12 protein-coding genes and 5 tRNA genes are annotated in these 13,411 nt (G+C 61.1%); 5 read left to right on the forward strand and 12 right to left on the reverse strand.

The features are described from left to right. Positions 1-12: 12 nt before the first annotated feature. The 10 genes from ACM6IM_RS11155 to gltX all read right to left on the reverse strand — a co-directional run bounded on the left by ACM6IM_RS11155 (position 13) and on the right by gltX (position 5,895). Positions 13-459 carry an Hsp20 family protein gene (locus ACM6IM_RS11155; RefSeq protein WP_192301768.1) on the reverse strand — a complete coding sequence of 149 codons (447 nt, stop codon included), beginning with the start codon at positions 457-459 and terminating at the stop codon, positions 13-15. Between the two features lie 122 nt (positions 460-581). Next, complete coding sequence (locus ACM6IM_RS11160) at positions 582-1,541, reverse strand: tRNA dihydrouridine synthase (RefSeq protein WP_201189289.1); 960 nt, start codon at positions 1,539-1,541, stop codon at positions 582-584. An 89-nt stretch (positions 1,542-1,630) separates the two neighbouring features. Next, on the reverse strand, positions 1,631-2,080 hold the full coding sequence (locus ACM6IM_RS11165) for an acyl-CoA thioesterase (protein ID WP_414865151.1): 450 nt from the start codon (positions 2,078-2,080) through the stop codon (positions 1,631-1,633). Between the two features lie 48 nt (positions 2,081-2,128). After that, complete coding sequence (locus ACM6IM_RS11170; RefSeq protein WP_192301771.1) at positions 2,129-2,962, reverse strand: alpha/beta fold hydrolase; 834 nt, start codon at positions 2,960-2,962, stop codon at positions 2,129-2,131. Positions 2,963-2,993: 31 nt separating this feature from the next. Next, positions 2,994-3,533: a TetR/AcrR family transcriptional regulator gene (locus ACM6IM_RS11175; RefSeq protein ID WP_134421324.1), complete on the reverse strand. Its 540-nt coding sequence runs from the start codon at positions 3,531-3,533 to the stop codon at positions 2,994-2,996. 184 nt (positions 3,534-3,717) lie between these two features. Next, positions 3,718-3,793, reverse strand: a tRNA-Glu gene (locus ACM6IM_RS11180). Positions 3,794-3,872: 79 nt separating this feature from the next. After that, positions 3,873-3,948: transfer RNA gene (locus ACM6IM_RS11185), tRNA-Ala, on the reverse strand. Between the two features lie 53 nt (positions 3,949-4,001). Beyond that, a tRNA-Glu gene (locus ACM6IM_RS11190) sits at positions 4,002-4,077 on the reverse strand. Between the two features lie 79 nt (positions 4,078-4,156). After that, positions 4,157-4,232 (reverse strand) — tRNA-Ala (locus ACM6IM_RS11195). A gap of 181 nt (positions 4,233-4,413) precedes the next feature. Then, a complete protein-coding gene (gltX, locus tag ACM6IM_RS11200) occupies positions 4,414-5,895 on the reverse strand; it encodes a glutamate--tRNA ligase (RefSeq protein WP_192301772.1) in 1,482 nt (493 codons plus the stop codon). A gap of 220 nt (positions 5,896-6,115) precedes the next feature. Here gltX and ACM6IM_RS11205 point away from each other — a divergent pair, with 220 nt between their 5' ends. After that, positions 6,116-7,165, forward strand: a complete 1,050-nt coding sequence (locus ACM6IM_RS11205; protein WP_414865152.1) for an HlyD family secretion protein — start codon at positions 6,116-6,118, stop codon at positions 7,163-7,165. 49 nt (positions 7,166-7,214) lie between these two features. Continuing rightward, positions 7,215-8,705, forward strand: coding sequence for an MDR family MFS transporter (locus ACM6IM_RS11210; protein ID WP_414865492.1), 1,491 nt, complete (start codon positions 7,215-7,217; stop codon positions 8,703-8,705). A gap of 141 nt (positions 8,706-8,846) precedes the next feature. On the opposite strand, the gene uvrB is transcribed toward ACM6IM_RS11210, so the two are convergent. Further along, on the reverse strand, positions 8,847-10,862 hold the full coding sequence (gene uvrB, locus ACM6IM_RS11215; protein WP_414865153.1) for an excinuclease ABC subunit UvrB: 2,016 nt from the start codon (positions 10,860-10,862) through the stop codon (positions 8,847-8,849). A 338-nt stretch (positions 10,863-11,200) separates the two neighbouring features. On the opposite strand from uvrB, the gene ACM6IM_RS11220 reads away from it, so the two are divergent. Together ACM6IM_RS11220 and ACM6IM_RS11225 are read left to right on the forward strand one after the other, a co-directional pair. Further along, the gene (locus tag ACM6IM_RS11220; RefSeq protein WP_201189296.1) at positions 11,201-12,397 is read left to right on the forward strand and encodes an amino acid aminotransferase; all 1,197 of its coding nucleotides are present in this window, start codon (positions 11,201-11,203) and stop codon (positions 12,395-12,397) included. Between the two features lie 175 nt (positions 12,398-12,572). Next, a complete protein-coding gene (locus ACM6IM_RS11225) occupies positions 12,573-12,782 on the forward strand; it encodes a hypothetical protein (protein ID WP_201189298.1) in 210 nt (69 codons plus the stop codon). Here the strand turns inward: ACM6IM_RS11225 and ACM6IM_RS11230 are convergent. After that, entirely contained in the window at positions 12,779-13,009 is a 231-nt protein-coding gene (locus ACM6IM_RS11230; RefSeq protein ID WP_192301777.1) for a hypothetical protein, read from the reverse strand. The two genes, ACM6IM_RS11225 and ACM6IM_RS11230, sit on opposite strands and share 4 nt — an antisense overlap. A gap of 227 nt (positions 13,010-13,236) precedes the next feature. Between ACM6IM_RS11230 and ACM6IM_RS11235 the strand changes: the two genes are divergently transcribed. Beyond that, positions 13,237-13,312 (forward strand) — tRNA-Asn (locus tag ACM6IM_RS11235). Positions 13,313-13,411 lie beyond the last annotated feature (99 nt).

Here is a 13,411-nt window from a genome sequence, read left to right on the forward strand (position 1 = left end):
TGTTGCTCGGCCTTAGTGCTGCAGGGCCGGCTTTTGCTCCCCGTTGATCGGGATGCGCTTGGCCTTTGCCTCTTCCGGAACGACCCGCAACAGGTCAATGCTCAACAGACCATTGCGCAGGTCTGCGGCCTTGATCTCGATGTGATCGGCCAGACGGAAGGACAGCTTGAAGGCCCGCTGGGCGATGCCTTGATGCAGGAAGGTCACGCCTTCGTTCGCATCACGTTTGCCGCCACTGATGGTCAGCACGCCCTTCTCGACCTGCAGCTCCAGGTCATCTTCCTGGAAACCGGCCGCCGCCACGACGATACGGTATTGATCGTCACCGTGTTTTTCCACGTTGTAGGGAGGGTAAGAGCTGCCTGGCTCGTTACGCAGGGCCGTTTCGAACAGGTCGTTGAAACGGTCGAAACCTACCGAGGAACGGAACAGAGGCGCGAGGGAAAATGCAGTAGTCATGATTCAAATCTCCTGAAAACAATCAGCAAGTTTTTTTGTCTCCGCGACCCGAATTCGGCATCGCGTAACCCTTAGATAGGGACCGCCGATTGCATTTCAAGAGCTTTTTTTCAGATTTTTTTTCAAGCGGCCTGCGCCACTGGCAAACCGAGCAAACGCGAAACCTGATCCGGTTCCGTCTCGCGTCGCAGCACGGTGAACAGCGCCACCGCCTCGGGATAATTGCGCGTCAACATCGCCAGCCACTGCTTCAAGCGACCCGGCGACTGGCGTGGCGTCATTTGCGCCTTGGCCTGCAGCCAGAAATCCTGGATCAGCGGCAACAGCTCGGCCCAGCTCATTTCGACCACTTCTTCACCGGCACGGGCTGCCATGATCTGCCGGCCCAGGTCCGGACGCGACACCAGGCCGCGACCGAGCATGATGTCTTCCACGCCGCTGATTTCCCGGCAACGACGCCAGTCTTCGACACTCCAGATGTCGCCATTGGCGAACACCGGCACCTTCACCACGTCCTGCACGCGCGGAATCCATTCCCAGTGGGCCGGTGGTTTATAGCCATCGGTCTTGGTTCGCGCATGCACCACGATGTGTTCCGCACCGCCGTCAGCCAGGGCCGTGGCGCAGTCCAGCGAGCCATCCGGGCTGTCGAAACCCAGGCGCATCTTCGCGGTGACCGGAATGTGCGCCGGCACCGCGCGACGGACATGCTCGACAATCCGGTTCAACAGCTCGGGCTCCTTGAGCAGCACTGCCCCACCCCGCGACTTGTTGACGGTCTTGGCCGGGCAACCGAAATTCAGGTCGATGACTTCAGAGCCCAATTCGCAGGCCAGCGCCGCGTTTTCCGCCAGGCACACCGGATCGGAACCCAGCAGCTGCACGCGCAAGGGCACACCGGCGGCGGTACGCGCACCGGTCAGCAGCTCAGGGCCGAATTTGTGGAAGTAGGCCGGGGTCAGCAACTGGTCGTTGATCCGGATGAACTCGGTCACGCACCAATCGATACCACCCACCCGGGTCAGCACGTCCCGCAGGATGTTGTCGACCAACCCCTCCATGGGTGCCAGGGCAATTTGCATGAGAAACACACTCGACGAAAAACGTGCGGCAGTTTACTGGATTACGCGGGAAACCGCAGAACATCAAAGATTCCCCGTGGGGGCTCCCATCAGCTCTTCAGCAGATCCAACACCGGCAACGCCGGGCCATAGCCTTCGATGAACTCGGCCGGCATGCGTTTGGGCCGACCCGTGGACAGTTCGATGCAGACAAACGTGGTTTGCGCGCGCAACAACGTGGCGTTGTCGCGCGGGCGCTTGAGCTGGAAGTGTCGGGTCATTTTCAGGCGCTGGTCCCAATCGACGATCCAGGTCGCCAGTTGCAACTGGTCACCCTCGTAGGCCGCCGCCAGGTAATCGATCTCGTGACGCACCACCGCCATCGCCCGGTCCAGGCGCCGGTACTCGACCAGATCCAGACCCAGGCGCTGAGAGTGGCGCCAGGCGCAGCGTTCGAGCCAACTCACGTACACCGCGTTATTGGCGTGCCCCAGGCCATCGATGTCCTCGGCGCCCACTTCCAGATCGATGATAAATGGCGTTGCCCGATCCCAGCCCATGCCCCACTCCCGGTCAGATTGTTTCGACCGGGGCAGTGTAACGGATGCTCAGGCCGATTGGCGCGATTGCAGGCTGCGGCCGGCCAGCAGTGATAACACGCCATCAATGACACGCGGGTCGGCCAGCACCCGTTGATGACCGCCCTCGGGCAGGCGCAACAATCGGCTGTCGAACCAGGCGTCGTGGATCAACTGGGATTCCTTGACCGAGACCAGGCGGTCGTCTTCGGCATGAACGATCAGCCCGGGCATGTCCAGCTGATAGTGTGCGACGTCCAGTGCCGCCGCGCGCATCCCGACGTCTTTTTCAACCTCACGGATGAACGCCGAGCGGGCTTTGGGCGGCAGTCGCACGTAACGGGCAAAACCTCGCAGCACCCCGAGAATCCTGGCCGGTGCCGCAATCGTCACCAAGGTTTCGGTCCGCAGCCCCAACTGGACCGCCAGCATGGCACTGGCGCCGCCCATCGAGTGGCCGATGACCGCCTGCAAGGGCGGCAGTTCGGCGGCGGCTTCAAGCATGGCGCGGGCGAACAGCATGACATTCGCTTCACGGCCAGGGGAACGGCCGTGACCCGGACCATCCAGCGCCACCACGGAGTATCCGGCCTCGACCAGCGCCGTGATCAGGCTGGCAAACTGGGTCGGCCGTCCTTCCCAACCGTGCATCAGCAACACCGCCGGGCCTTGCCCCCAGCGCAGGGCCGAGAGACCGAAACGCAGGGTGATACGCTCGGATCTTGCCAGCAGTGGCAATTCCCAGTCACGCGGCGGCAGATCCCGCGGCGTCATGAACGCCAGTCGCATTTTTGCTGCGACCAGCTTCGGTGCAAACCAGCCCAAGGTGCCATTAACGCCACGAACCCACTTCAACGTGCTCATCGCTCTCACTCCCCAGGCCAGTGCCTTCAGGTCATAGCACCGCCGACTTGGCGGCACGCAGCAATCGATCGGACAACTCTCCCGGTCCCAGCGCCCGTGCCAGGGCCAGGCCACCGACCATCAGCGCCATATCGGCCAATGCCTTGTCGGTGTCTTCCGGGCTGGCCGCCAACTGCGCGACCATCAACTCCACATGCTCGTTCAACGCCACACGGAACGCGTCCGGCAGACGCCCCAGCTCGCCGACCGACGCCGGGATCGGGCAGGCCGACTCAGACGAATCGCGGTGTTTGCGTGACAGGTAGAACGCTGCGACCAGAGCGCGACGCTCTTCACCGGTCAACTCGGCGTCCATGTCGGCAATCAGTCCACGGCGGTGACCGAGCAGTTGCTTGAACGCCTCCAGCATCATCGCGTCCTTGCTTTCGAAGTGCGCATAGAAGCCGCCCACCGTCAGGCCGGCTGCCCCCATCACTTCGCCCACACTCGGTTCAGCCGGGCCACGCTGTATGAGCGCAGCACTGGCGGCCTTGAGAATGCGTTCGCGGGTTTGAGCTTTTTTGTCGTTCATCGTTGCCTCCAAATATTACGACTAGAATATTATTCTCATAATAATTTTCTGCAAGCCGTGATTGTGACCGTCGGTCTGAAGCGCCGTGGGAAAGAAATGAGGGATTTTGGTCAAACGCCAGACAAACAAAAGGGCCATTCAATAATTGAATGACCCTTATAAAATCCCGCAGAGCGGGTAATCGTGGCGTCCCCTAGGGGACTCGAACCCCTGTTACCGCCGTGAAAGGGCGGTGTCCTAGGCCACTAGACGAAGGGGACGCAAAACCTTCTATGCAACTGATCAGTGCTGAGTGCTGATCGATTCAAGGCCGGTGTGGCCAGACCTTGAACTGTAAATTGGTGGAGCTAAGCGGGATCGAACCGCTGACCTCCTGCATGCCATGCAGGCGCTCTCCCAGCTGAGCTATAGCCCCGGATTTTTCGCCTCGCGGCGGAGCGACATCTTGCAACATCGCTTCTGTAAAACTGGCGTCCCCTAGGGGACTCGAACCCCTGTTACCGCCGTGAAAGGGCGGTGTCCTAGGCCACTAGACGAAGGGGACGCAAACCCTTCTATACAACTGATCAGCGCTGAGTGCTGATCGCTTCAAGGCCGGTGTGGCCAGACCTTGAAGTGTAAATTGGTGGAGCTAGACGGGATCGAACCGTCGACCTCTTGCATGCCATGCAAGCGCTCTCCCAGCTGAGCTATAGCCCCTCATCGCTGAGGACGGGGCGAATCTTAATGGCGCTTCGGAAACGTGTCAAATTTATTTTTAACAATTTCCAAAATTTTTTGCCGACATAACAATCACTTACCGCCCTGCCCCGTAAATCCGGGGGTGTCTCCGTTCCCGTAGCCGCCACCCGTGAGGGCGGCTACGGGAAGACGCCCTGAATCAGGCGATGTTACCCAGCAGTTTTTCCCACTCCTTGTTTTCCTTCTTCGACACGCCACCGAGCAGATCGATGGCCTGGCGCAGACGGAAACGGGTCAGGTCCGGACCAAGGATTTCCATGGCATCGAGCACCGACACCGAGCTCGCCTGCCCCGTGATGGCGGCAAACATCAACGGCATCGCGTCACGCAGCTTCAGCTCCAGGGATTCGACCACCGCCTGGATCGTCGCGGTAATGTTGTCCTTTTCCCACTGACGCAGGCTCTCCAGCTTCCACAGGATCAACTGCATCAACTGACGAACCTGATCGCCCGAGAGTTTCTTCGACTCGAACAGACTGGCATCCGGGTTGACGCCACCGGCAAAGAAGAACCCTGCCAGCGGTGCGACCTGGCTGAAGGTCTCCACCCGGCCCTGGACATGCGGTGCGATCTTCATCATGTAGTCGGGGTTGAACGCCCACTTCTGCACCCGCGCGGCAAACTCTTCCACCGGCAGGTCACGCAGCCACTGGCCGTTGAGCCACGACAGCTTCTCGATGTCGAAAATCGGCCCGCCGAGGGAGACGCGGCTCAGGTCGAAGTGGTCGACCATTTCCTGCAGCGAGAACTTTTCGCGCTCGTCCGGCATCGACCAGCCCATGCGCCCCAGGTAATTGAGCATGGCTTCCGGCATGAACCCCATGCGCTCGTAGAACGTCACCGAAGTCGGGTTCTTGCGCTTGGACAGCTTGCTCTTGTCCGGATTACGCAGCAGCGGCATGTAGCACAGCTGCGGCTGCTCCCAACCGAAATACTCGTACAGCAGGATCAGTTTCGGTGCCGAAGGCAGCCATTCTTCGCCGCGCAACACGTGGGTGATGCCCATCAGATGGTCGTCGACCACGTTGGCCAGGAAGTACGTCGGCAGGCCGTCGGTCTTCATCAGCACCTGCATGTCCATGCGATCCCACGGGATCTCGACATCGCCACGCAGCATGTCCGGAACCACGCACACACCTTCGCTCGGCACTTTCATGCGGATCACGTGCGGTTCGCCGGCGGCCAGGCGCCGAGCGACTTCTTCCTTGGACAGCAGCAATGCGCGGCCGTCATAACGCGGGGTTTCGCCACGGGCCATCTGCTCGGCACGCATCTGGTCCAGCTCTTCGGCGGTGCAGAAGCACGGGAACGCATGCCCCAGGTCCACCAGTTGCTGGCAGTACTTCTGATAGATATCGCCACGCTCGCTTTGCCGGTAAGGACCGTGCGGACCACCCACGTCCGGACCTTCACTCCAGTCGATACCCAGCCAGCGCAGGGCGTCGAAAATCTGCTGCTCGGACTCGCGGGTCGAACGCAACTGGTCGGTATCCTCGATCCGCAGGATGAACTCACCGCCGTGCTGCTTGGCGAAGCAGTAGTTGAACAAGGCGATGTAAGCGGTACCTACGTGGGGGTCCCCGGTAGGCGATGGCGCAATGCGCGTGCGGACGGTGGTCATGGCAAGTCTCGAAATGAAGATGAAACAAAGCGCGAATGTTAACAGGCGTTGCCCGCCCGGCTCCAGTGAGCAGGGCATTTAAGCCAAGCTTGCCTCTACAAGGGGCCGCCACCGCGATGAATGACGGATTATCACCCGATGGCATTTACCCACTATTGGCTGTATGCCAAATTCGCCTGCTGATAACTTTCCTTACAATTTCTCGACTACAGTTTGCCCCATGCCTGCCCAACTCAAGCGCCGCCTGCTCATTTTCCTGTTGATTGTCCTGCTGATTGCCGGGGGCTTTTTTGCCCACTGGTTCTTCAAGGGGCGGTTTTATGAAAGCACCGACAACGCCTATGTCCAGGGTGAAATCACCCGCGTGTCGAGCCAGCTGGGCGCGCGCATCGACCAAGTGCTGGTGCAGGACAACCAGCACGTGGAGAAAGGCCAACTGCTGATCAGGCTCGAAGGCGATGACTTCCAGCTCGCCGTCGACCGCGCCAATGCCACGCTCGCCACCCGCCAGGCCGAACGCCTGCAGGCACAGAGCAAACTGACCCAGCAAGCCAGCCTGATTGCGGCCAGCGAAGCCCAAGTGGCCTCCAGCCAGGCCAGCCTCGGCCGCTCGCAAATCGACCTGGCCCGCGCGCAAGCCTTGCGCAAACCGGGCTACGTTTCCGAGGAACGGGTCACCACCCTTTCGGCCGACAACCACATTGCCCGCTCGCAGGTGAGCAAGGCCCAGGCCGACGCGCAAGGCCAGCGCCAGCAAGTCGACTCCCTGAATGCCGAAATCAAGCGCCTCGACGCGATGATCGCCAACGCCAGGACCGACCTGGCCCAGGCCGAGCTCAACCTCACCCGCAGCGAAATCCACGCCCCCATCAGCGGTCTGATCGGCCAGCGCGCGGCGCGCAACGGCCAGTACGTGCAGGCCGGCGCCTATCTGCTGTCGATCGTCCCGGACCAGGACATCTGGATCCAGGCCAACTTCAAGGAAACCCAGATCGGCCACATGCAGCCCGGCCAGAAAGCCGAGCTGACCTTCGATGCCTACAGCGACACGCCCATCGAGGCACGGGTCGACAGCCTGTTCGCCGCCTCGGGCGCGCAGTTCAGCCTGTTGCCACCGGACAATGCCACGGGCAACTTCACCAAAGTCGTCCAACGGATCCCGGTCAAACTGACCTTCGCCGCAGACAACCCGCTGCGCGGCAGGATTCGCCCGGGCATGTCGGTCACCGCGACAGTGAACATCAAAGACAGCCCTGACGATGGCCGGTGATCAACTGATCCGCCCGGTCGGAGAACCGACCCGGCGGGACTGGATTGCGGTGATGAGCGTGATGCTCGGCGCGTTCATGGCAGTGCTCGACATTCAGATCACCAACTCGTCGCTCAAGGACATTCAGGGCGCGCTGTCGGCGACCCTGGAAGAAGGCTCGTGGATCTCGACTTCGTACCTGGTCGCGGAAATCATCATGATTCCGCTGACGGCCTGGCTGGTGCAGTTGCTCTCGGCGCGCCGCCTGGCGGTCTGGGTGTCGCTCGGGTTTCTCGTCGCGTCGCTGCTCTGTTCCATGGCCTGGAGCCTGGAAAGCATGATCGTGTTCCGTGCCCTGCAAGGGTTCACCGGCGGTGCGCTGATCCCGCTGGCATTCACCCTGACCCTGATCAAGCTGCCGGAGCATCACCGCGCCAAGGGCATGGCCATGTTCGCCATGACGGCGACGTTCGCGCCCTCCATCGGTCCGACACTGGGTGGCTGGCTCACGGAAAACTGGGGGTGGGAATACATCTTCTACATCAACGTGCCGCCAGGCCTGATCATGATCGCCGGCCTGATGTATGGCCTGGAGAAGAAGGCAGCGCACTGGGAGCTGCTCAAAAGCACCGACTACACGGGGATTGTCACGCTCGGGATCGGCCTAGGCTGTCTGCAGGTGTTTCTCGAGGAGGGTCATCGCAAGGACTGGCTCGAATCGGACCTGATCGTCACCCTCGGCAGCATTGCCCTGATCAGCCTGATCACCTTTGTGATCGTGCAGTTCTCCAAGCCCAACCCGCTGATCAACCTCGGCATCCTGGGCAACCGCAACTTCGGCCTCTCGAGCATTTCCAGCATCGGCATGGGGGTCGGCCTGTATGGCTCGATCTATCTGCTGCCGCTGTACCTGGCGCAGATCCAGAACTACAACGCCCTGCAGATCGGCGAGGTGATCATGTGGATGGGCGTGCCGCAGCTGTTCCTGATTCCGCTGGTGCCGAAACTCATGAAAATTGTCTCGCCGAAATGGCTGTGCACCCTGGGTTTCGGGCTGTTCGGGCTGGCGAGTTTCTCTTCGGGCGTGCTGAACCCGGATTTCGCCGGGCCGCAGTTCAATCAGATCCAGATCATCCGCGCCCTGGGCCAGCCGCTGATCATGGTGACCATTTCGCTGATCGCCACCGCCTACATCCTGCCGCAGGACGCTGGCTCGGCGTCGAGCCTGTTCAACATCCTGCGCAACCTCGGCGGAGCGATCGGTATCGCCCTCCTCGCCACGCTGCTGGATGCTCGGACCAAGACCTATTTTGATTATCTGCGCGAAGCGATCGTGCCGACCAACCCGCAGGTGGCCGAGCGCATTGCGTCACTGACGGACCGGTTTGGCAGCGAAACGGCGGCGCTGGGCAAACTCAGCGAGATCGCCCATCAGCAGGCGTCGATCATGGCTTACAACGATGCGTTTCATTTTGTCGGGATTGCGCTGGGGATCAGCATGGTGGCGGTGTTGCTGACCAAGGCGTTGCCGGCGGGGTTGAAGGCTGGGGAAGCGCATTGAGTTTTGTGGTGTCGCTTCTGGCCTCATCGCGAGCAAGCCCGCTCCCACAGTTATTGCGTGTGCCACAAATATTGGGTACGACGCGGTAAGTGTGGGAGCGGGCTTGCTCGCGATGGGGCCAGCCCAGGCACCGCAAAAAATTCAAACCTCGATCAACCGCTCCCGCAACTTGCTGATCTCGTCGCGCATCTGCGCCGCCGCTTCGAATTCCAGGTCGCGGGCCAGTTGGTACATTTTCTCTTCCAGCGCCTTGATGCGCTTGGCGATCTCGCCCGGCGAGCGCAATTCGGCTTCGTACTTGGCGCTTTCCTCGGCAGCCTTGGCCATGCCTTTGCGCTTCTTGCTGCGCGAGCCGGGCACGGTAGCGCCTTCCATGATGTCGGCGACGTCCTTGGTCACGCCTTTGGGGACGATGCCATTGGCCAGGTTGAACGCGATCTGCTTGTCGCGCCGCCGCTCGGTTTCGCCGATCGCCCGCTCCATCGAACCGGTAATCCTGTCCGCGTAAAGAATCGCCCGACCATTGAGGTTGCGCGCCGCCCGGCCGATGGTCTGGATCAGCGAGCGCTCGGAACGCAGGAAGCCCTCCTTGTCCGCATCGAGAATCGCCACCAGCGACACCTCGGGCATGTCCAGGCCTTCGCGCAGCAGGTTGATGCCCACCAGCACATCGAAGGTGCCCAGGCGCAGGTCGCGGATGATTTCCACCCGCTCCACGGTGTCGATGTCCGAGTGCAGGTAGCGCACCCGTACGCCATGGTCGGCCAGGTAATCGGTCAGGTCTTCGGCCATGCGCTTGGTCAGCGTGGTGACCAGCACCCGCTCATCGACGGCGACGCGCTGGGTGATTTCCGACAGCAAGTCGTCGACCTGGGTCAATGCCGGGCGAATCTCGATCTGCGGGTCCACCAGACCGGTCGGGCGCACCACCATGTCGATGACACGCCCGGCGTGCTCGGCCTCGTAATTGCCCGGCGTTGCCGAGACGAAGATGGTCTGCGGGCTCACCCCTTCCCATTCGTCGAACCGCATGGGCCGGTTGTCCAGCGCCGACGGCAGACGGAAACCGTACTCCACCAGGGTCTCCTTGCGCGAACGGTCGCCCTTATACATGGCCCCCACTTGCGGCACGCTGACATGGGACTCATCGATCACCAGCAAGGCGTCGGCGGGCAGGTAGTCGTAGAGCGTCGGTGGCGCCGCGCCGGCCGGACGCCCGGACAGGTAGCGCGAATAGTTTTCGATGCCGTTGCAATAGCCCAGCTCGAGGATCATCTCCAGGTCGAATCGCGTGCGCTGTTCCAGGCGCTGGGCTTCCACCAGCTTGTTGTTGGAGCGCAGGTACTCCAGGCGTTCCTGCAACTCCACCTTGATGCCCTCCACGGCATCGAGCAGGGTTTCACGCGGGGTGACGTAGTGGCTCTTCGGATAGAAGGTGAAGCGCGGCAGCTTGCGGATCACCTCACCGGTCAACGGGTCGAAGGCCGAGAGGCTCTCCACTTCGTCGTCGAACAACTCGATGCGGATTGCCTCGAAATCGGATTCCGCCGGATGGATGTCGATCACGTCACCGCGGACACGGAAGGTCGCACGGGCGAAATCCATGTCGTTGCGGGTGTATTGCAGGTCGGCGAGGCGGCGCAACAACGCGCGCTGGTCGAGCCTGTCGCCGCGATCCACGTGCAACACCATTTTCAGGTAGGTTTCCGGGCTGCCCAGACCGTAGATGCACGACACTGTGGTGACGATGATCGCGTCCTTGCGCTCCAGCAACGCCTTGGTCGCGGACAGGCGCATCTGCTCGATATGGTCGTTGATCGAGGCATCTTTCTCGATGAAGGTGTCCGAGGACGGCACGTAGGCTTCGGGTTGATAGTAGTCGTAGTAGGACACGAAGTATTCGACGGCATTGTTCGGGAAAAACGCCTTGAACTCTCCGTACAACTGCGCGGCCAGGGTCTTGTTCGGTGCCAGTACCAGCGTCGGGCGCTGGACCTGGGCGATCACGTTGGCGATGCTGAACGTCTTGCCCGAACCGGTAACGCCGAGCAGCGTCTGGTGCGCCAGCCCGGCCTCGATGCCCTCGACCATCAGGCGAATGGCTTCCGGCTGGTCGCCGGCGGGCTCGAATCGGGTGACTAGCTGGAATTCAGACATGAAATACCCTCTGGGTCGCGCCCGTCCGGGTCAACCGGACAGCAACGAAAAAGACCGCAAACGACCGAAATCGCCCGAGGAAAAAACTGGATTGCGCTCAATGTGGAGTCGATTGCCCGCTCTTTCAAGACAAACGCCCTACATCCCTTAAAGACTATGACGCGGCCAATCGACTAACGGTCGAAAAATAATCGGAAAAACTTACGGTAAAAGCCGATTCGGCTGTCGCCATCACTCGCAGATGGCCTCTATACTAGCTCCCCGTTTGTGCACCGCTCTAGTGCATTCGGCTGGAGCGCGACACGTCCCTCCACACTCCATTCAGAGCCGCCGCAAAAATGAGCCTGTTCTCCGCTGTCGAAATGGCACCACGCGATCCAATCCTGGGCCTCAACGAAGCATTCAACGCCGATACCCGTACCAGCAAGGTCAACCTGGGGGTCGGTGTTTACTGCAACGAGGAGGGGCGAATTCCACTCCTGCGCGCCGTTGTCGAAGCCGAGACGATTCGCGTCGCTCAACACGCTTCCCGTGGTTACCTGCCGATCGACGGTATTGCTGCCTATGACCAGGCGGTGCAGAAACTGCTGTTCGGCAATGATTCGCCACTGATCGCCGCTGGCCGCGTGGTCACCACCCAAGCCGTTGGCGGTACCGGTGCGCTGAAAATCGGCGCCGACTTCCTCAAGCAGCTGCTGCCGAACGCCGTCGTCGCCATCAGCGACCCGAGCTGGGAAAACCACCGCGCGCTGTTCGAAACCGCCGGTTTCCCGGTGCAGAACTACCGTTACTACGATGCTGCGACCCACGACGTCAACCGCGCCGGCCTGCTGGAAGACCTCAATGCCCTGCCTTCCGGCTCCATCGTTGTGCTGCACGCCTGCTGTCACAACCCGACCGGCGTCGACCTGAGCCCGGCGGACTGGAAAAACGTTCTCGAAGTGGTCAAGGCCAAAGGTCACGTACCGTTCCTCGACATGGCTTACCAGGGCTTTGGCGACGGCATCGACGAAGACGCCGCAGCCGTGCGCCTGTTCGCTGAGTCGGGGCTGACGTTCTTCGTCTCCAGCTCGTTCTCCAAGTCCTTCTCGCTGTACGGCGAGCGCGTGGGCGCTCTGTCGATCGTCAGCGAGTCGAAGGAAGAAAGCGCGCGCGTGCTGTCGCAAGTCAAACGCGTGATCCGCACCAACTACTCCAACCCGCCGACCCACGGCGCGAGCATCGTTGCCGCCGTGCTGAACAATCCGGAACTGCGCGCCCAGTGGGAAGCGGAACTGGCCGAGATGCGCCTGCGCATTCGCGGCATGCGCACGCAGATGGTCGACCTGCTGGCCCAACAGGCGCCGCAGCGCGACTTCAGCTTCGTCGGTCGTCAGCGCGGCATGTTCTCCTACTCCGGCCTGAGCGTTGAACAGGTTCACCGCCTGCGCAACGAATTCGGCATCTATGCCCTGGACACCGGCCGCATCTGCGTGGCCGCGCTGAACCAGAGCAACATCGATGTCGTCACCAAGGCGATCGTTGCGGTGATCTGAGTCGTCGAGCAGTAAAAAAAACGGGAAGCCAATGAGCTTCCCGTTTTTTATTTGTCCAAGATAATTCTCAAACCGCCCCCCAGGCCCCCTAGACTGCACACAGATCGATGGTGGGAGCGAACCTCCTCGCCCCTACAGGCTTCATGTACACCCATGAGTTCAGACGAGAATGCCAATGAAAAACGATGACCTGCGCGCAGAGCGCGATGACCTGGACGACCTCGACGTGTTCGTCCCCCGCCCCCCGGCAAAACGCGCCAACAACCTGGTACTGCAAGTGGCGGCCGGGGTGTTCCTCGGCGGTCTGGCCCTGTGGCTGGTGCAACTGGGCGCGACGCTGCTCTACGCCAAACTGATGCTCGGCACGATCACCTTCGGCGGCTAGGCCAGTTCGCTCGCACGCTGGCTGGCGGCGTCGTCGAAGGCGACGTACAGCGATTCCGCGACCTGGCTCTTGATCGCCTTGGTGCTTTCCAGGCCCAGGACAAACCCTTCGGCCTTGCCCCCAGCACGGTTCAAGTCGGCAGCGGTACTGGCTTGCGTGATCGCATCGAACAGTTTCTCGGCGTGTGGGCCAACCCCTTTAGGCAGGCTGATTTGTCCGATGCTCATGCGAACACCCCGTGGGTGCAGGCGGTGAAGGTTGAATGGTTCATGGCGCGTACCTTTTCGGCGAATGGCCGGCAGCGTGTGTTACCACTTCCGGGCCGCCATGGTAGACCTGCGATGCGTTTCTGGTAACCGTCAATCGACGATAAACCGCCGCCCGTCCCGATCAATCGCTCAAATTGCCATGGCGCGCTTGACTTCTCTTTTTGAATCAGTAACATGCACGCCATTCCGCGATAGCTCAGTTGGTAGAGCAAGTGACTGTTAATCACTGGGTCCCTGGTTCGAGTCCAGGTCGTGGAGCCAGACAAGGTTTCAGGGATAGCTTTCAGAATCTCTGCAAACCCTTCAAAACCCGCCTTACGGCGGGTTTTTTCGTTTATGGGATTACCTTCTCCAAATCCG

Source organism: Pseudomonas sp. IT-P12, from assembly GCF_949767465.1.
Lineage (GTDB): Bacteria > Pseudomonadota > Gammaproteobacteria > Pseudomonadales > Pseudomonadaceae > Aquipseudomonas.

Excerpts from the sequence above, each read along its gene's own strand:
- ACM6IM_RS11155 (WP_192301768.1), bottom strand. The coding sequence starts at position 459 with ATGACTACTGCATTTTCCCTCGCGCCTCTGTTCCGTTCCTCGGTAGGT.
- ACM6IM_RS11160 (WP_201189289.1), bottom strand. The coding sequence starts at position 1,541 with ATGCAAATTGCCCTGGCACCCATGGAGGGGTTGGTCGACAACATCCTG.
- ACM6IM_RS11165 (WP_414865151.1), bottom strand. The coding sequence starts at position 2,080 with ATGGGCTGGGATCGGGCAACGCCATTTATCATCGATCTGGAAGTGGGC.
- ACM6IM_RS11170 (WP_192301771.1), bottom strand. The coding sequence starts at position 2,962 with ATGAGCACGTTGAAGTGGGTTCGTGGCGTTAATGGCACCTTGGGCTGG.
- ACM6IM_RS11175 (WP_134421324.1), bottom strand. The coding sequence starts at position 3,533 with ATGAACGACAAAAAAGCTCAAACCCGCGAACGCATTCTCAAGGCCGCC.
- gltX (WP_192301772.1), bottom strand. The coding sequence starts at position 5,895 with ATGACCACCGTCCGCACGCGCATTGCGCCATCGCCTACCGGGGACCCC.
- ACM6IM_RS11205 (WP_414865152.1), top strand. The coding sequence starts at position 6,116 with ATGCCTGCCCAACTCAAGCGCCGCCTGCTCATTTTCCTGTTGATTGTC.
- uvrB (WP_414865153.1), bottom strand. The coding sequence starts at position 10,862 with ATGTCTGAATTCCAGCTAGTCACCCGATTCGAGCCCGCCGGCGACCAG.
- ACM6IM_RS11220 (WP_201189296.1), top strand. The coding sequence starts at position 11,201 with ATGAGCCTGTTCTCCGCTGTCGAAATGGCACCACGCGATCCAATCCTG.
- ACM6IM_RS11225 (WP_201189298.1), top strand. The coding sequence starts at position 12,573 with ATGAAAAACGATGACCTGCGCGCAGAGCGCGATGACCTGGACGACCTC.
- ACM6IM_RS11230 (WP_192301777.1), bottom strand. The coding sequence starts at position 13,009 with ATGAGCATCGGACAAATCAGCCTGCCTAAAGGGGTTGGCCCACACGCC.